General features: G+C 67.8%; 20 protein-coding genes and 1 riboswitch. Of the genes, 14 read left to right on the top strand and 6 right to left on the bottom strand.

Annotated features, from left to right (window positions below):
• From CRM73_RS14070 to CRM73_RS14050, 6 genes are all read left to right on the top strand, one after another.
• A partial coding sequence (locus tag CRM73_RS14070; RefSeq protein ID WP_229588157.1) for an HAD-IC family P-type ATPase occupies positions 1 to 716 on the top strand: 716 nt, incomplete at its 5' end.
• Positions 717 to 754: 38 nt separating this feature from the next.
• A complete protein-coding gene (locus CRM73_RS14065) occupies positions 755 to 1,426 on the top strand; it encodes a DUF305 domain-containing protein (protein ID WP_047804184.1) in 672 nt (223 codons plus the stop codon).
• Positions 1,427 to 1,499: 73 nt separating this feature from the next.
• The gene (locus tag CRM73_RS14060; RefSeq protein ID WP_047804183.1) at positions 1,500 to 1,763 is read left to right on the top strand and encodes an SHOCT domain-containing protein; all 264 of its coding nucleotides are present in this window, start codon (positions 1,500 to 1,502) and stop codon (positions 1,761 to 1,763) included.
• A gap of 121 nt (positions 1,764 to 1,884) precedes the next feature.
• Complete coding sequence (locus CRM73_RS19990) at positions 1,885 to 1,956, top strand: multicopper oxidase domain-containing protein (protein WP_368828157.1); 72 nt, start codon at positions 1,885 to 1,887, stop codon at positions 1,954 to 1,956.
• Positions 1,957 to 2,054: 98 nt separating this feature from the next.
• Positions 2,055 to 2,150 (top strand): hypothetical protein, encoded by a 96-nt coding sequence (locus CRM73_RS19985; protein WP_331457110.1) that lies wholly within the window; start codon positions 2,055 to 2,057, stop codon positions 2,148 to 2,150.
• Positions 2,151 to 2,239: 89 nt separating this feature from the next.
• Positions 2,240 to 3,574 (top strand): APC family permease, encoded by a 1,335-nt coding sequence (locus CRM73_RS14050; RefSeq protein WP_075872539.1) that lies wholly within the window; start codon positions 2,240 to 2,242, stop codon positions 3,572 to 3,574.
• 71 nt (positions 3,575 to 3,645) lie between these two features.
• Here CRM73_RS14050 and CRM73_RS14045 read toward each other — a convergent pair whose 3' ends face one another.
• Positions 3,646 to 4,353 (bottom strand): DUF305 domain-containing protein, encoded by a 708-nt coding sequence (locus CRM73_RS14045; protein WP_047803067.1) that lies wholly within the window; start codon positions 4,351 to 4,353, stop codon positions 3,646 to 3,648.
• A gap of 224 nt (positions 4,354 to 4,577) precedes the next feature.
• The gene (locus CRM73_RS14040) at positions 4,578 to 4,988 is read right to left on the bottom strand and encodes a four-helix bundle copper-binding protein (protein ID WP_047803066.1); all 411 of its coding nucleotides are present in this window, start codon (positions 4,986 to 4,988) and stop codon (positions 4,578 to 4,580) included.
• Here CRM73_RS14040 and CRM73_RS14035 point away from each other — a divergent pair.
• The 5 genes from CRM73_RS14035 (at position 4,987) to CRM73_RS14015 (ending at position 9,895) form a co-directional block, all read left to right on the top strand.
• Positions 4,987 to 5,175, top strand: coding sequence for a hypothetical protein (locus CRM73_RS14035; RefSeq protein WP_141246848.1), 189 nt, complete (start codon positions 4,987 to 4,989; stop codon positions 5,173 to 5,175). The two genes, CRM73_RS14040 and CRM73_RS14035, sit on opposite strands and share 2 nt — an antisense overlap.
• Before the next feature lie 413 nt (positions 5,176 to 5,588).
• Positions 5,589 to 5,779, top strand: a riboswitch (cyclic di-AMP (ydaO/yuaA leader).
• Between the two features lie 5 nt (positions 5,780 to 5,784).
• On the top strand, positions 5,785 to 6,447 hold the full coding sequence (locus CRM73_RS14030) for a C40 family peptidase (RefSeq protein ID WP_047803065.1): 663 nt from the start codon (positions 5,785 to 5,787) through the stop codon (positions 6,445 to 6,447).
• A 318-nt stretch (positions 6,448 to 6,765) separates the two neighbouring features.
• The gene (locus CRM73_RS14025; RefSeq protein WP_095651722.1) at positions 6,766 to 7,467 is read left to right on the top strand and encodes a DUF305 domain-containing protein; all 702 of its coding nucleotides are present in this window, start codon (positions 6,766 to 6,768) and stop codon (positions 7,465 to 7,467) included.
• A 563-nt stretch (positions 7,468 to 8,030) separates the two neighbouring features.
• Positions 8,031 to 8,750, top strand: coding sequence for a response regulator transcription factor (locus CRM73_RS14020; RefSeq protein ID WP_176337449.1), 720 nt, complete (start codon positions 8,031 to 8,033; stop codon positions 8,748 to 8,750).
• Positions 8,751 to 8,815: 65 nt separating this feature from the next.
• Positions 8,816 to 9,895: a cell wall metabolism sensor histidine kinase WalK gene (locus tag CRM73_RS14015; protein ID WP_047803064.1), complete on the top strand. Its 1,080-nt coding sequence runs from the start codon at positions 8,816 to 8,818 to the stop codon at positions 9,893 to 9,895.
• A gap of 107 nt (positions 9,896 to 10,002) precedes the next feature.
• Here CRM73_RS14015 and CRM73_RS14010 read toward each other — a convergent pair whose 3' ends face one another.
• Complete coding sequence (locus CRM73_RS14010; protein ID WP_229588155.1) at positions 10,003 to 11,154, bottom strand: heparan-alpha-glucosaminide N-acetyltransferase domain-containing protein; 1,152 nt, start codon at positions 11,152 to 11,154, stop codon at positions 10,003 to 10,005.
• A 693-nt stretch (positions 11,155 to 11,847) separates the two neighbouring features.
• Positions 11,848 to 12,222 (bottom strand): metalloregulator ArsR/SmtB family transcription factor, encoded by a 375-nt coding sequence (locus CRM73_RS14005; RefSeq protein WP_047803062.1) that lies wholly within the window; start codon positions 12,220 to 12,222, stop codon positions 11,848 to 11,850.
• 56 nt (positions 12,223 to 12,278) lie between these two features.
• On the opposite strand from CRM73_RS14005, the gene CRM73_RS14000 reads away from it, so the two are divergent.
• On the top strand, positions 12,279 to 13,331 hold the full coding sequence (locus CRM73_RS14000) for a cation diffusion facilitator family transporter (protein ID WP_047803061.1): 1,053 nt from the start codon (positions 12,279 to 12,281) through the stop codon (positions 13,329 to 13,331).
• 10 nt (positions 13,332 to 13,341) lie between these two features.
• Here CRM73_RS14000 and CRM73_RS13995 read toward each other — a convergent pair whose 3' ends face one another.
• Positions 13,342 to 13,935: a recombinase family protein gene (locus tag CRM73_RS13995; protein WP_047803060.1), complete on the bottom strand. Its 594-nt coding sequence runs from the start codon at positions 13,933 to 13,935 to the stop codon at positions 13,342 to 13,344.
• Between the two features lie 344 nt (positions 13,936 to 14,279).
• Here CRM73_RS13995 and CRM73_RS13990 point away from each other — a divergent pair, with 344 nt between their 5' ends.
• Positions 14,280 to 14,996, top strand: a complete 717-nt coding sequence (locus tag CRM73_RS13990; RefSeq protein ID WP_176475386.1) for an IclR family transcriptional regulator — start codon at positions 14,280 to 14,282, stop codon at positions 14,994 to 14,996.
• Positions 14,997 to 14,999: 3 nt separating this feature from the next.
• On the opposite strand, the gene CRM73_RS13985 is transcribed toward CRM73_RS13990, so the two are convergent.
• The gene (locus CRM73_RS13985) at positions 15,000 to 15,368 is read right to left on the bottom strand and encodes a universal stress protein (protein ID WP_095651725.1); all 369 of its coding nucleotides are present in this window, start codon (positions 15,366 to 15,368) and stop codon (positions 15,000 to 15,002) included.
• Positions 15,369 to 15,480: 112 nt separating this feature from the next.
• Between CRM73_RS13985 and CRM73_RS19980 the strand changes: the two genes are divergently transcribed.
• The gene (locus tag CRM73_RS19980) at positions 15,481 to 15,777 is read left to right on the top strand and encodes a hypothetical protein (RefSeq protein ID WP_370658541.1); all 297 of its coding nucleotides are present in this window, start codon (positions 15,481 to 15,483) and stop codon (positions 15,775 to 15,777) included.
• The last annotated feature ends 123 nt before the right edge of the window (positions 15,778 to 15,900 follow it).

Here is a 15,900-nt window from a genome sequence, read left to right as displayed (position 1 = left end):
CCGGGACCACCCGTGAGTGGGTGGCGCGCGGCGCCGGGGTGCTCCACGTCCTCCGGGACGGAGCGGTCATCGGCGCCCTGGCCCTGGAGGACAAGGTCCGCCCCGAGTCCCGCGCCGCCGTGGCCGCCCTGCAGGACAGGGGGGTGCGCGTGGCGATGATCACCGGCGACGCCCGCCAGGTCGCCGAGGCCGTGGGCGCCGAGCTCGGCATCGACGAGGTCTTCGCCGAGGTCCTCCCGCAGGACAAGGACACCAAGGTCACCGAGCTCCAGTCCCGGGGGATGACCGTGGCGATGGTCGGCGACGGCGTCAACGACGCCCCCGCCCTGGCCCGGGCCGAGGTCGGCATCGCCATCGGCGCCGGCACCGACGTGGCCATGGAGTCGGCCGGGGTGGTCCTGGCCGGCAACGACCCCCGGTCCGTGCTGTCGATGATCGAGCTGTCCCGGGCCAGCTACCGGAAGATGATCCAGAACCTGGTCTGGGCCGCCGGCTACAACGTGGCCGCCGTGCCCCTAGCCGCCGGGGTGCTCGCGCCGATCGGGATCGTGCTGTCCCCGGCCGTGGGCGCGGTGCTGATGTCGGCGTCCACCATCGTGGTGGCGCTCAACGCCCAGCTGCTGCGCCGCCTCGACCTCGACCCGGCCCATCTGGCCGCCGTCAGCGCCGAGGACCGCCGTCCCGCCGAGCAGTCCACGACTGCCCCCACCCACTGACCCACCGACACAACCGACAAGAAGAGAAGGACACCCCCATGAAGCGAACCACCGCCCTCAGCACCCTCGCCCTGGCCTCCGCCCTGGCCCTGACCGGCTGCGGCACCGGCGCCGACGAGCAGGACACCGGCACGAGCGCGGAGACCGCCGCCCCGGCCACCGCCGCCCCCGAGACCCCCAGCACCACGTCGGCCTCCGAGGAGCCGATCGCCGAAGAGCACAACGACGCGGACGTGATGTTCGCCCAGATGATGGTCCCGCACCACGAGCAGGCCGTGGAGATGAGCGAGACGCTGCTGGCCAAGGAGGAGGTGCCGGCCGAGGTCGCCGATTTCGCCCAGCAGGTGATCGACGCCCAGGGCCCGGAGATCGAGCGCATGAACGCCATGCTCGAGGCCTGGGGCCAGGAGCCCATGATGGAGTCCGGCGGCATGGAGGGCATGGACCACGGCTCCGGGGCGGGGATGAGCGGGATGATGAGCGAGGAGGACATGCAGGCCCTGGAGGACGCCCAGGGCACCGAGGCCTCCCGGCTGTACCTGGAGCAGATGACCGCCCACCACGAGGGCGCGGTCGAGATGGCCCGCGACCAGGTCGAGCAGGGGCAGAACCCGCAGGCCGTGGCCCTGGCCCAGGACGTCATCGAGGCCCAGGAGGCCGAGATCACCGAGATGGAGGGCCTGCTCCAGGGCCTGCCCAGCGGCTCCTGAGACTCCGCAGGTCGTCCGGGGCCGCTACAGGGCGGCCCCGGAACAGCGCCAACTACCACGGAAGGAACCCGTCATGATGTGGGGTGACGGCATGGGGTGGATGTGGCTGTTCTGGCTCCTGCTCATCGGGGGCACGGTGGTGCTGGTCTTCGTGCTGGTGAAGGCGTTCACCAGCGGCTCGGGCGGCGGCACCTGGCAGGGCGGCACCGCGCCGCCGACGACGGGTGCAGGCCCGCGCCGGTCCCGGGAGATCCTCCAGGAGCGCTACGCCCGCGGAGAGATCAACACCGAGGAGTACCGGGAACGCCTACGGACCCTGGAAGAAGGCGACCGGTGAGCCCGCTGAGCCGCCGCCAGCAGCTGTCCCTGGATGCGGCGGAGGAAGACCGGGCCGCATGATGTCCTTCACGATCGACGGGTAAGGGTACGACGCCGAGCGCACCGACCAGCGGGTCCGGGTGGGCACCGTGGAGGTGTGGACCCTGACCAACTCCAGCCCCCTGGACCACCCGGTGCACCTGCACGTGTGACCCCTGCAGGTCGTGGCCGAGGAGGGCCGCGACGTCTCCGCACCGCGGTGGCGGGACGTGGTCAACATCCCGGCCTTCGGGGGGGGGTCACCGTCCGGGTGGCCTTCGACGACTTCGGCGGCCGCCCCGTCTTCCGCTGCCACACCCTCGACCACGAAGACCTCGGCATGATGGGCACCCTCGAGGTCCGCTGAGCGGCGGTGGGCCCGACCCACCGACCTTGTCCGACAACCCCACCGCCGAGAAACGATCGCACCCCGGCAGGAAGGACGTGCAGCTCCCCATGAACGACAGCACGCAGACGCAGCAGAAGCTCTCCCTGACCGGATCCGTCGCCCTGGGCACGGGGGTGATGATCGGTGCGGGCATCTTCGCCCTCGTGGGGCAGGTCGCGGAGCTGGCCGGGGGCTGGGTGCCCTGGGCGTTCCTCGCCGGCGCCGTGGTCGTGGCGTTCAGCTCCTACTCCTACATCCGCTACTCGGCCACCAACCCGTCCTCCGGCGGGATCGCGATGCTACTCAAGGCCGCCTACGGCCCCGGGGTTCTCGCCGGGTCCTTCTCCCTGTTCATGTACGTGTCGATGATCCTGGCCGAGTCCCTGCTGGGCCGCACCTTCGCCTCCTACCTGCTGCGCCCCTTCGGCCTGCAGGACTCCGCGGTGTGGGTGCCGGTGCTGGCGGTGGTGGCCATCGCGGCCGCCGCCCTGGTCAACCTGGTGGGCAACCGGTGGGTGGAGCGCTCCGCCACGGTGACCGCGGCAATCAAGATCGTCGGGATCGCCGTGCTGGCGGTCGCGGGCATCCTCGCGGCAGGGGTGTCCTCCCTGGGCAGGCTGTTCACCGCCGCCGACCGCACCCCACCGGAGGCGGGCTGGCTGGGCTTCCTGGCCGGGACCACCCTGTGCATCCTGGCGTACAAGGGCTTCACCACGATCACCAACCAGGGCGCGGACCTGCAGCAGCCGCAGCGCAACATCGGCCGCTCCATCATGATCTCCATCGCCCTATGCACCGTGCTCTACCTGCTGATCACCGTCGCGGTCACCGGCAGCCTGACCGTGCCGCAGATCGTGGCGGCCCGGGACTACGCCCTGGCCGAGGCGGCCGAGCCGATGTTCGGCGCCTGGGGTGTGACGCTGACCGTGGTGATCGCCGTCGTCGCGACGCTGTCGGGACTGGTCGCGAGCCTGTTCTCGGTCTCGAAGCTCTACGACATGCTCCGCGACATGGGCCAGGCCCCCGGGCTGCCGGGGCAGGAGGGTCACCAATCCCTCTACATCACGGCCGGGCTGGCGATGCTGATGGCCGCGTTCTTCGACCTGTCCCAGATCGCCTCCCTCGGCGCCATCCTGTACCTGGCCATGGACATCGCCATCCACCTCGGCATCCTGCGCCACCTCAAGGACGATGTCGGGGCCAAGCCCTGGATCCCCGGGATCGCGATCCTGCTCGACGCCGCGGTGCTCGTGCCGTTCGTGCTGCTGAAGGCCCAGTCGGACCCGTTCACCCTGGTGGTCACCGCCGTGGTGGCCCTGATCATCGTCGTCGCACAGTGGGTCGTCGTCCGCCGGCGCGACGGGGCGAACAGCACCGGGCAGCAGCCCCACACTCACCCCTGAAGCCGGTCGCGCGACCGGCTCACGGTGAGGGGCCCGTCGGTGGACGGGCCCCTCACCATGAGCGTGCTCGTTCAGTTCTGGCCGGCCAGCCAGGTGCGGAAGTCCGCGATCTGCGCCTGTTGCGCGGTGATCCCAGCGCTGGAGGCCACCCGCAGCTGAGCATGATCAGCGCGGGACTGCAGCTCGAGGAACTCGACGATCCCGCCGTTGTGGTGCGGGATCATCTTCTGCACGAAAGCGACGTCGAAGTCCTCGCCAGCCTCAACAGCGGCCAGTTCTTCGACCATCATCCGGGTCTCCTCCTCCAGGATCTTCATCTCCTCCTGTGCTTCCTCCGGGGCCTGAGCCTTGGCCTCTTCCGGGGTCAACCCGTACCACTCCTCCAACCAGGTGGTGAACTGGTCGATCTGGTGCTGCTGGCTGGCGATGATGTTCTCCGCGTGGGTGCGGATGTCCGGGCTGGTCCCGCGCTCGAGCTCCAGCTGGGCCATCTCGATCGCGGCCTGGTGGTGGCCAATGATCTCGGCCAGGAAAGTGACCTCCAGCTGCTCGCCCTCCAAACCGGCCAGGGTCTCACCGAATTCGTAGGCGGTCGGGGAGGTGGGATCGGGGCCGAGCATGTCCTCCGGGGCCTGATCCTGGGCGTGGGACGAGACCGGGGTGGTCACCTGTCCGTGGGCGAACACTGGGGCGCTGGCCCCGCCCCACAGGGCCGTGGCGACGACAACGGTGGAGGCGGCGGCCGCCGTGCGACGGCCAGGGAACTGGATGGAACGCATGATGATGTCTCTCTTCCGCAATGAAGGAGCTCGACCCCGAGGTGCCGGCTCGGTCATCAGCCCCGTACCCTGCGCGTGAACAAACCGCGCGGGCAGAGCTGTACTGAACAAGGGGCGGGGGGAAGAGGGAACCCGCATCCGGGCACGCCCGATCAGCCCATCAGGCTCCTCTTTCACCGACGGAGGCCGGTCATCGGCGTCCGTGGGTCAGCGCGAGTCTGGGCTCAGCCCAGGGAGGCGACCAGTGCCGCACAGGCGGCCTCGCAGCGACGGCAGGCCTCAGCACAGATCCGGCAGTGCTCGTGCATGTCCGCGTGCTGCTCGCACTCATCAGCACACGCCTTGCACGCCATCTGGCAGACCCGGATCGCGTCCAAGGTGATGTTCGCGTCGTAGCCGGTGTGCCGGGAGAGCACCCGCCCGGTGGCCTCGCACAGGTCCGCGCAGTCGAGATTGGTGCGGATGCACTTGGTCAGCTCGGCGACCATGTCCTCGGACAGGCAGGCATCGGCACAAGCGGTGCAGGTCTGGGCGCACTCGAAGCAGGCCTCGATACAGGCCGCCAGCTTGCCCTGGTCCACTCCCCCGAGGTCCTTCGGGTAGGTCTCCAGCATCGCGCTCACGTGATGGGTCATGGCTTGCTCCTTCGTCGGTTCGGTCGAGGAGACGAACCGGCCGGAGCCAGCCCGCCATGTCATCGACAGTAAACTGCCGATTCTGTGTGACGCGACCCGAAAGCTTGAAGATTTGATGAAGATCAACGCCTCAAGAATCCGCGATCCCGCCTCACTACCTGGCCTCTACATCGGTGCAGCGGGCTGAATATGGAGATTTCATGAAGAAACCCTGCCCTAAGGCCTCGGAAGGGCACTTCCGAAGCCCTCCCAAACTGTGAGCCACCTTGAAAATCCTCCCCAACAATCTTGGTGCTGGCCCGGCCCGCGCTGAAGACTGCGCATGGTTGCAGAGCCCTGTCGCTGTCGGCTGCGTCCAGCGAAACGCGCGCCACCATGCCATGTGTCCTAGTCAGAGCGCTTTGAAAGACCGGTGTGAGCTACGCGACGGGTCCTGCTGCGTGACGGTTTCACTTCCTCGGGGCGTATTTTTCCGAGGCCGGAATCACAGCTTCCCGCTCCCGACTGAGGAGAGAATCCAGGCCGTGACCTAAACGTGACACTTTCGTTATGGATGGGCTACTGTCCACTGCGTGCCGATGACTGATCCGGTCGGCGCCCTCGTGCACATCGCCGAATTCTGCCGGTGCTCGAGGTTCCTGAAGAGATATCGCTTGGCAGAAGCGGGGGAACCATTTTCGGTCCCGGTGATCCGGGGCCTTGGGGTTAAGCCGGCAGAGCGCGTGCGCTCTGCCGGCCGGGTGTCTCCCACCCGCATCCGACAGCTCACCTCGTAGGCAAAGGGAGGAACTAACCCATGACTGTTTTCAAGCGCCACGCTGCCCGCCACCGTGCCGAGACCACCTCTCACGCCGTGCGCAACACCACGATCGCTGCCACCGCCGGTGCGGTGCTCATCGGCTCCATCGCCCCGGCCCAGGCCTACGCCGAGGTCCCCGCAGAGACCGCCCCCGCCTACGCGACCCCCGCGTCCGCACTGACGACTTACACCTCGGCGGCCTCCCAGCCCGCGGCCGCCCCGCAGACCGTCTCCACCGCCTCTTCCCAGGCCCCGGCCGCGCCCGAGCAGGCTACATCGGCCGTGGCGGTGTCCACCCAATCGGCGGACATCACCGAAATTACCGGCGCCTCCGGGATCGTGGGCACAGCGATGCAGGGAGCCGGCACCGGTTACGTCTGGGGCGGCACGGACTTCGGCGCCTGGGACTGCTCCGGCTTCACCCAGTGGGTCTACGCCCAGCAGGGCATCGACCTCCCCCGCACTAGCCAGCAGCAGTGGGCGGCCGGCACCCTGACCACCGACCCGCAGCCTGGCGACCTCGTCGTCCAGAACGGCGGGGCCCACATCGGGATCTACCTTGGTGGCGGCAAGATGATCTCCGCGCTGAATCCCACCCAGGGCACCTTCGTGCACAGCGTGAATGCCATGCCGACGGTCGGCTACGTCACCTTCCGCTGAGCCAACCCTCCGTCCGCCACGAATGCCGCTCGTGGCGGGCGGCGGGTGTGCCCCCCACCTGATCAGCATCCAGGATCGGTCGGTCAGAACCGGAGATGCCTGCACCCATCCACCGCCGGGGAACACCCCGATCTGGCCGCCTGATGGGCCCGCTCTTGAAGGTTCAGTGAAGATCTACCGCCCAGCCCTCCCAGCCCGGCGAAGCCAGCTGCGGCGGGGCTACCGTGGATGGATCGGTCCGCCTCGACCCGAGGCTGAACAGAGCAAACACCACGATGTGCAGGTCCAGTACGGGCTGCTGCGAAAGAGAGATTCGTCATGACGTCGACGTTCAAGCACCTGGCCGCCGGGACGGCCCTGGCGCTGGCCCTCAGCGGTGCCGGGGCGACCGCGGCGGTCGCGTCCCCGACGCACCAGCCTGCCTCCGCCTCCGCACAGACGGGCGCTGAGCGGCACATGAACCACGACCGCCACTTCGCCGTGATGATGGTCCCCCACCACCAAGGTGCCACCGACATGGCCGAGCTGGCCCTGCAGAAGTCCGAGCGTCCCGAAATCCGTGACCTGGCGGAGAAGATCATCGAGGCCCAGACCGAGGAGATCCAGCAACTGGAAGCAGCGGCCCAGCGGCTGGCCGCCGAGAACACCCCGGGACACCACCACCATGGACACGGCCACCACCACGGCCACGGGCACCACGTCCACGGCCATGGCCATGGCGGCCATGGCCGGAGCATGAATGCCGACATGCAGGGCGCCATGATGGGCGAGATGGACGGCATGGACGGCATGGACGGCATGAGCCTCGAAGAGCTGGCGAAACGGTCCGGGGATGAGTTCGACAAGGCCTTCCTCGAAGAGATGATCGCCCACCACCAGATGGCTCTCGAGATGGCCGAGATGGAGCTGCAGATGGGCACCGACCCCGAGTTGCGAGCCATGGCGGAGAAGATGATCGAGGACCAGCAGGCGGAGATCGAGCTCATGCAGGGCTGGTTGGAGGAGTGGTTCGCGGCCTGATCCAGGACCACGAGCTGGGCCGTCATCGACTGGAACGGGCCGACACCGGGATGTCATGGTCCCCGTCGACCCGTTCCAGCCAGTCCAGTCCAGTGCGGTGATCCCCGACGCGGCACCCGATGGGCGCGCACCCTTCGCGCAGTCAGCAGCACCCCGAACGGTCACCGACCAACCGTAGGTTTGGCAGCACCGCGCCCTCTTGCCTCAGGACACGGCCCCCCTCCCCCTCGCCTGGGGTCCTGTTCCTCCAGCGCGCGCACCGTCACCGAGATGGCCGAGACCACCGGAGTCCCCTCGCCCGGTGGTGGTGGCCGGATCCCGGCCGTGTTGCGTCTGTCCGGGCTCGTGGAGGGGCGACACGCGATCTTCTCAGTGTCCGATATCCCTCTCATCGGCCCGGTGCAGGGGATCGTTAGCCACAGCGACCACCGGTTCACCGGTGAGCCCGGCCACGACGAGTCCACCCCCCTGTTTCGTTTCCGAGGCCTCAGACACGGTCGCCCTGGGACGCTGGGGCTCGCAGCACAGTGTTCATGTCACAGCGATCAGTACCGGGAGGACAGATGACGGATCCGCTCACCGGACGTGTGCTGGTGGTCGACGACGAGGTCGACCTCGCGCAGCTGATCGCGGACTATCTGCGCAAGGCCGGGCTGGAGGTCGTGATGCGCCACGACGGCACGGAGGCGGTGGCCGCGGTACGGAACTTCGCCCCGGACGTGCTGGTGCTCGACCTCGGGCTGCCGGGGATCGACGGGATCGAGGTGTGCCGTCAGGTGCGGACCTTCTCGGACTGCCACGTCCTGATGCTCACCGCCCGGGATGATGAGGTCGACAAGATCGTGGGCCTGTCGATGGGAGCCGACGACTACGTGACCAAGCCGTTCAGCCCGCGCGAACTCGTGGCCCGGGTGCAGGCCATGCTGCGCCGGGTGCGCACCCAGTCCGCACCCGTCCCGGAGCCGGCGGGCCAGGACCAGGGGCTGGTGATCGGGGACCTGGTGGTGGACGGGGACTCCCGCCAGGTGCACCTGGGCGGGGAACCGGTGGCGTTGACGAGGATCGAGTTCGACCTGCTCCTGTGCCTGGCTGCCCGCCCCCAACTGGTGCTCTCGCGCCGGCAGCTGGTGGAGATGGTCTGGGACACGCACTGGACCGGGGACGAGCACCTGGTGGATGTGCACATCGGACGGATCCGCAAGAAGCTCGGCGACGTAGCCACCAGGCCGACATTCATCCACACGATCCGCGGGATCGGCTACCGGATGGGCACCGGGCGATGAGCGCCGCCGTCTCCGACCGGACCCGGGCCTGGTCTTTGTCCTGGAGCCCATTGACGGTGCGATTGATGCTAGCCCAGACCGCAGTGCTGGCCATCGGGCTGATCATCGTGGTGATCACCGCGGTGCTGGTCGGGCCGAACATGTTCTATCACGAGCTCATCGAGGCCGGCCACGCCGATGAGGCCACCGGACTGGTGCACCTGGAGGACGCCTTCCGCTCGGTGAGCCTCACCGCCCTGACCATCGGGGGGCTCCCGGCGCTCTACATCGCCGGGATGCTCACCTTCTACCTCTACCGCACGATCGGGCGGTCCCTGGTCTCCTTCAGCACCGCCGCCCAGGAGGTGGCTGCCGGCAACTACGACGTGCGTGTCACCTCCACCAGCCTGGGCGCGGAGTTCGACTCCCTGGCTGGGTCTTTCAACGACATGGCGGCCAGGCTCGACGCCGTGGACACCACCCGGCGCCAGATGCTGGCCGATCTGGCTCATGAGATGCGCACCCCCCTGGCCAGTCTCAAAGGACATCTAGAGGGCATCGAGGACGGAGTGGTCGAGTGGGATGCACGAACCACGGGCATCTTGTACGCCCAGATCGCCCGGCTGGAGCGACTGGCCCGCGACATCCGCCAGCTCACCGCCGCCGAGGAAGGCATGACCCATCTGCAGCTGACCCTCCAGGACCCGGGCCGGCTGGCAGCCCAGGCGGCCGCGGCCGTCCAACAGGACGCCGCCGCTCAGAACATCTCGGTGACCTCCATCAGCACCGGCATGGAGGTCACACCGGTGCTGGTCGATCAGGAGCGGATGGGACAAGTGTTGGGCAACTTGCTGGAGAACGCCTTACGCCACACCCCATCCGGCGGGGCCGTCACCGTGCGCACCGACCACACCCCGGAGGCGGTCACTGTCACCGTCACCGACACCGGGGAAGGCATCGGCTCCGAGCACCTCCCGCACGTGTTCGAGCGCTTCTACCGCGCCAACACCGGCCGGGAGGCCCACCGCGTGGGCTCAGGCCTGGGACTGGCCATCAGCAAATCCCTGGTCGAGGCCCAAGGCGGGACCCTGGAGGCCACCAGCGGCGGCCCCGGACGCGGGACCAGCTTCCGGATCCACCTGCCCCGCCACACGCCCCCGGACTGACCCCAGCGTCACCAGACCGTTCCGTGACGGCGGCGGGCCGTGCCCGCCGCAGAGAGCACGTCTGCTGCGGCGGGCACGGCCCGTCATGTCGTGGCTACCGGTACAGCCTATCCGTGGCTGTCCTGGGCCGGCCTGCCCAGCACCAGCTGGCGGGTGCCTTTCACGCTGGTGCTGACCACCTTCTCCAGCGGTCCCTGCCCCAGGCTCCGGTGCCAGGCCACCGCGAACAGCGCCGCCACCGCCAGGTGGACCATGAACCACAGGTAGGGCAGCTCGTAGTGGGCCTCGAAGGACAGTGCCACCAAGTGGACGGTGTAGAGGGTCAAGGTCATCACGCCCATCGCCGACAGCGGTAACAACCATGCCCCGATCTTCGGGCCGATCAGCAGGAAGACGCCCAGCACCGCCAGGCTCACCCCAAGGCTGGCCGCGATCGCCAGCGGGGTGTTGGTGTGCGGGGTGGCGATCGCCAACCACCACACAGTCTCCGTGGGCAACGAGTCTGGCCCCCAGACCAGTACATCCTCCAGCTCGTGCTCGCCCATTGAGGAGGCATCCAGCAGCCGCTGGTAACCACCCAAGGCATAGAGCAGGACATAGGAAGTGGTCTGGGCGAAGATCGCCAGCCCCACGCCCACCACCACCAGTCGAGCTTGAACCTCCGTCTTGCGCAGATTCAACCGCCCCAGCCCCAGTCCGACCAGGAGATAGGTCATGTACGGCAGGGCCGGATAGGTCCCGGTCAGCAACAGCTGGGAGGCCGTGGCACCGGGCTGCGTGAGCAGATCCGTGAACGTGGGGTTGTAGGAGACGAATTCGGGCAACGCATTTTGGAGTCCCTGCATCAGCATCGGGGACACCACCCCGAAAAGCACTGCGGAGATGAACAGGGCCTTCGGGCCTGCATGCAGGAACGGAATCGCCAGCAGGAAGAACACCCCGTAGTAGATCAGGATGTTGTAAGCGGGCGGGTCCTCCGACATCAGCGTCCCGATCCACAACCCCACGATCGCGATCAGCACCGCGCGCACCACCAGGCCGATCCGGTCAGCGGTCATCGTCCTACCCTCGTGCGGGTGCCGCCCCCCGGAGGTCAGTGCCAGCCCCACCCCTGCCAGCAGGGCGAACAGGGCCGCTGAGTCCCCCGAGAACAGCCGCCACGACCAGCTCGCTTCCCCGGTCTCCTCGTTCCAAGCCGGTAGCAGATGAATGGCCATCAGCCCGATCAGCGCCAGCCCCCTGGCCGCATCGATCCCCACCAACCGGCGGGTGGGCCTTACCACCGCGTCTCCAAGACCCGCCGGCAAATGCCCTCCCATCCTCGATCCAGTACTCATCATTCCCCCTGTTAACGACAAGGTCCCGGTGCATCCGGGACCCTCTGTCCCAGGGTGGACGCCTCACTTGGAGTCCCCGTCGCGGGATTCTCAAGGTTCCATGAAGACTCCAAGGTCCATGGGCGACGCAGGCGCTTCTCCGTGCGACCGAAGCACGAAACGAGGAAAGGGAGACCCAGCGCAGGACCCGCGAGGTGGCCCGGGGTCCGTCGGACCCTGTGATCCGAGCCAGATCACCCCTTCACGTTAAAGACGGGCGCCCCAGCCCTGGGGAGGAATACTGGGGCACCCGAATGTCCGTGCACGAACGGATGAGAACGGGGTGTTCTCACTGGCAAACTATGCCCTCATCGACCCAGAAAAACAGGACGTAGAGCACCCAGCAGAGCAAGCTTCAGGGAATCTTCATGTCGTCTTGAGGGAAGCTCCACAATCCACTTCACATCCCGCCGTCACCTTTGAACTGCCATAGGCCCCGCGTCGACGTGTGGCCAACGAACGGCCCCTTCAAGTGCCGAAAGGGGACTGCCGCACCGATAAGTGCACCTATCGGTGCGGCAGTCCCCCTCGTCGGCTTTGTGACTCGAACGCGCCCGGCGAGATACATGGAGTGGGTCACCCGTTGCGAGCAGCGCCTGTAGCGCGGTAGCTGTGCGGGGCGCCTGCCGGGGCGGCACCGGTGATGTGCTCGGCGTGCGAGAGCGCCTCGGCCAGCAGGCGGTGCACGTGGGTGTCGGTCGCCCAGTAGTACGCGAAAGTGCCCTGCCGCCGGCTCTCCACCAATCCGGCCAGGCGCAGCTTGGCCAGGTGCTGGCTCACCGCCGTGGGCGCGGCGCCGACCAGCTCGGCCAGGGCGTTCACGCTGGACTCGCCCTGGAACAGTGCCCAGAGGATTTTCACCCGCGTCGCATCGGAGAGCATGCGGAAGGTTCCCGCAGCGATCCGGGCATGCTCATCATCGGGGGCAGGGTGGACCAGCTCGTCGTGCACGGCACCATGCTATCTGCGCCTTTGTATCTTCGTATCTACGTAGATACGCTTCCAGTGTGAAACCAGCCCGGCCCACCCCCGCACACGGCGACTCTCCCACCCACTCCCAGGACCATGGCCATGGTCACCATGAGGGTCATGGGCACCACGGCGGTTGGGCCCGGCTCAAGCACGCCCTCATCCCGCACAGCCATGACCACACCGAGGCCATCCAGACCGCTGAGCAGGCCAGTTCCATCGGCATCCGCGCCGCCTGGATCAGCCTGGCCGGGATGGGGGCCACGGCACTGCTGCAGATCGTCATCGTCTGGCTCAGCGGGTCGGTGGCCCTACTCGCTGACACCGTGCACAACCTCGGGCACCTGGCCACGACCATCCCGCTGATCATTGCCTTCCGCCTCGGCCGCCAGGCCCCCACCCGGCGCTACAGCTACGGGTTCCGGCGGGCCGAGGACCTGGTCGGGCTGCTCATCGGGGCCGTGATCGCCCTCTCGGCCGCGCTGATCGTCTGGGAATCACTGCGGGCGCTGACCACCCAGCAGGACATGACCCACCTCGGGTGGGTCCTGGCTGCCGCCCTTGTCGGGGCCGCCGGCAACGAGGTCGTGGCCCGCTATCGCATCCGGGCCGGGCGGCGCATCGGCTCAGCGGCGCTGATCGCCGAGGGCCAGCACGCCCGCACCGACGCCCTGACCTCCCTAGCGGTGGTGCTCGGGGTCATCGGCGCCTGGTTCGGGCTCCCGTGGGTGGATCCGGTGATCGGCCTGGCCATTGCCGCGGTGATCATCGCGGTGCTGGTCGGGTCGATGCGCACGGTCGTGCGCCGGCTCATGGACGGCGTCGAGGACGGGACCTTGGACTTGATCGAGCGCACGGCCGCCGCCGTACCCGGGGTCGCAGCGGTGGGCCGGACACGGGCCCGGTGGAGCGGGCACCGCCTGGAGGCCGAGGTAGCGATCGCCGTGGAGAACACCCTGAGCGTGGAGGCCGGCCACAACCTCGCCCACGCCGTCGAGGAGCACCTGCGCCTACACGTCCCCCATCTGCAGCAGGCCACCATCCACGTCACCCCCGCCCAGACAGCCACCACTTCCCGGACGATCCCGTGACGCATCGGACTCAGATGGTCCTCGCTTGCGGCAGCTCCCGGATCCGCCGGTAGAGGGTCGCCCGCGACATCCCCAGGTCTCGAGCGACCTGGGTGGCCGGCTCCCCGGACTCGATCAGGCGCAGGGCGTTGCGGATCTGGGAGTCGGTGAAAGTCTGACGCCGCCCGCCCAGGTCCTTACCGGCGGCCCTCCGTTTGGCCACCGAGTCGGTGATCCGCTCCCGCTTGATCTCCAACTCCATCTGCGCCAGGGCGGCCATGACGGTGAAGACCATGGAACCCATCGGGGTCGCGGTGTCCACGTCTCCCCCACCGAGGTTCAGCACCCGCAGCCCGGCACCTGTGCCCCGCAGCTCTTCGGCGAAGCTCAGCATGTTCTGAGTCGATCGCCCCAACCGGTCCAGCGTGGTGATGACCAAGGTGTCGCTCTCTTCGAGGGCGGCCACTGCTTTGTCGAACTGTGGGCGTGATGCACGGCCTCCAGACACTCCACTGTCCATGTAGATGTCATCGCGTCGCACGCCGGCATGTAGCAGGTCGGATACCTGACGGTCCGCATCCTGCTGCCGTGTCGATACCCGGGCATACCCGATGAGCTTCCCCACGTCCACCTCATCTGTCTCGTAACTAACGTTGAGTATCGAATTCTAGAGGCATGGATAAAGCACAAGGATGCGAGACAGGCCGAACCGCGGAAACATGCGGGTGCAGTTTTTTGCGACGAGACGTCTTGCATCCCATCCCTTGTGGCCATCCACTTGGAGCAGTCCTTCACCCTTAAAACCTTTGACGGTCGACCTGGGCCGGGACTCGACCGTCGCCCACTTCTGCGTTTCGGCATGGGAGTCAACGTTCTACCTGATAGAAATTCGTCTTCCATCCAGTAGAATTGGTTTGTGGTCGCCGGGAAGGTGGCAGAACGCAGTTCGTTCCGTGGAGGTGTGGTGACGTGGCCAAGGGTGCAACCGAGGAGCGCAAGAAGGTCGATGCGGTGGAGCGGGCGCTGTCGATCCTGGATGTCTTCAGCGAGAACGATGTCCGCCTGTCGTTGACGGAGATCGCCAAGCGGACGGGGTTGTATCCGAGCACCACGCTGCGCCTGGCCGGGTCCTTGGAGTACTGGGGGTATCTGCGCCGTGACGCAGACGGTCACTTCCGGTTGGGGCCCACGGTGTTGCGCTTGGGGTCGTTGTACCGGGATTCCTTCGATCTGGGTGAGGTGATCCGCCCGGCGCTGAAGCGGTTGAGCGAGGCCTCTGGGGAGACGGCGGCCTTCTACGTGCGGGAGGGCGAGGACCGGGTGTGTCTCTACCGTCATCACTCCAAGCACCCGCTGCGCCACCACATCGAGGAAGGCGTGCGTCTCCCCTTGGATCGGGGGGCCGGCGGGCATGTGCTGATGGCCTACACCGGTGGGGACACCGAGATCCACCGGCAGGTGCGCGCGGAGGGCTACCGCGCTTCTTTCGGGGAGCGTGACCCGGAGACCGTCGCGGTGTCGGTGCCGGTCTTCGGCGCCGGGGGCGCCTTTCTGGGCGCGTTGACCCTGGTGGGCACGCGTACCCGCATCACCGAGGAGTCCGTGCCGGGGCTGATCGAGCTGCTGCGGGGTGAGGCCGCCCAGCTGCAGGAGGAGCTGGACGGCCGCCGCACCGTCAGGGCCTGATCCTCAGCGCTGCGGCTTGACCAGCAGCACGGGCGCCTCGGCGCTGAGCAGAATCTCCTGCGCCAGACTGCCCATCAGCAGCTTGCCCACCGCGGAGCGGTGCCGGGTGCCCACCACGATGACCTGAGCCTTCTCGGCGGCGGCCACATCGAGCACCGCATGGGCCGGGCTCTGCTGAGCCGGCACCTCGTGCATCGCCCACTGCTGGATCTTCTCCCCCATGCTGTGAAGTCGTTGCTGGGCGGCCGTGTCGGCCTCCGTACTGGTGGCGACCACGTGCAGTGGCACCCGCCGGCGTGCGGCTTCGGCCACGCCGTGGGTGAGGGCCGCTTCGCTTTCTTCGGTTGCTCCGTAGGCAACGATCACACTCATCTTTTACCCCGTTCATCTGTCTGTGCTTGACATCACAACACCCTCGACGTTCTACTGTACGTTAGTCAATGCTACTAGATAGAATTCTGGTGGCTCCGGCGAGGAGGGGAACATGATCAAGAAAGTCGGGAAGTGGGTCGCGTTGGGCGCACTCGTGCCTGTGGTGGCCTTGGCGGGGATCGACGCCCATCAGGCCGGCGCGGTCTCGGGCGCCCGGACGGGGCTGACCATCATCGCCCCGGCCTCGGCCGGGGGCGGCTGGGACACGGTCGCCCGGGAGCTGCAGGCGGCGATGCGCGAGAACGGGGTGGTCAGCAACCCGCAGGTCGTCAACATGCCCGGGGCGGCCGGAACCATCGGGCTGAACCAGCTGCTGCAGATGCACGGGCGCGAGGACGTCGTGCTGTGAGTGTGCCAGCCTGAAGTGGCCCCACCTGGAGCGGTTTTGATGCTCTGATTGGGCCCCACCCTCGACCCACCAGCTCTACCGTTCGAATCGTCTGGCAAGGCGATTTCGGGGGTAGAAGCGTTG

It is taken from the genome of Kocuria sp. CCUG 69068, from assembly GCF_020833785.1.
GTDB lineage: Bacteria > Actinomycetota > Actinomycetes > Actinomycetales > Micrococcaceae > Kocuria > Kocuria rosea.
The sequence above is the reverse complement of the archived record's forward strand: the minus strand, read 5'-3'. Positions and strand labels throughout refer to the sequence as shown.

Coding starts and splice junctions, on each gene's coding strand:
- CRM73_RS14025 (WP_095651722.1), top strand. CDS start 6,766: ATGACGTCGACGTTCAAGCACCTGGCCGCCGGGACGGCCCTGGCGCTG.
- CRM73_RS19980 (WP_370658541.1), top strand. CDS start 15,481: ATGATCAAGAAAGTCGGGAAGTGGGTCGCGTTGGGCGCACTCGTGCCT.
- CRM73_RS14020 (WP_176337449.1), top strand. CDS start 8,031: ATGACGGATCCGCTCACCGGACGTGTGCTGGTGGTCGACGACGAGGTC.
- CRM73_RS13985 (WP_095651725.1), bottom strand. CDS start 15,368: ATGAGTGTGATCGTTGCCTACGGAGCAACCGAAGAAAGCGAAGCGGCC.
- CRM73_RS14045 (WP_047803067.1), bottom strand. CDS start 4,353: ATGCGTTCCATCCAGTTCCCTGGCCGTCGCACGGCGGCCGCCGCCTCC.
- CRM73_RS14060 (WP_047804183.1), top strand. CDS start 1,500: ATGATGTGGGGTGACGGCATGGGGTGGATGTGGCTGTTCTGGCTCCTG.
- CRM73_RS14015 (WP_047803064.1), top strand. CDS start 8,816: ATGCTAGCCCAGACCGCAGTGCTGGCCATCGGGCTGATCATCGTGGTG.
- CRM73_RS14040 (WP_047803066.1), bottom strand. CDS start 4,988: ATGACCCATCACGTGAGCGCGATGCTGGAGACCTACCCGAAGGACCTC.
- CRM73_RS14065 (WP_047804184.1), top strand. CDS start 755: ATGAAGCGAACCACCGCCCTCAGCACCCTCGCCCTGGCCTCCGCCCTG.
- CRM73_RS14030 (WP_047803065.1), top strand. CDS start 5,785: ATGACTGTTTTCAAGCGCCACGCTGCCCGCCACCGTGCCGAGACCACC.
- CRM73_RS14035 (WP_141246848.1), top strand. CDS start 4,987: ATGGCTTGCTCCTTCGTCGGTTCGGTCGAGGAGACGAACCGGCCGGAG.
- CRM73_RS14050 (WP_075872539.1), top strand. CDS start 2,240: ATGAACGACAGCACGCAGACGCAGCAGAAGCTCTCCCTGACCGGATCC.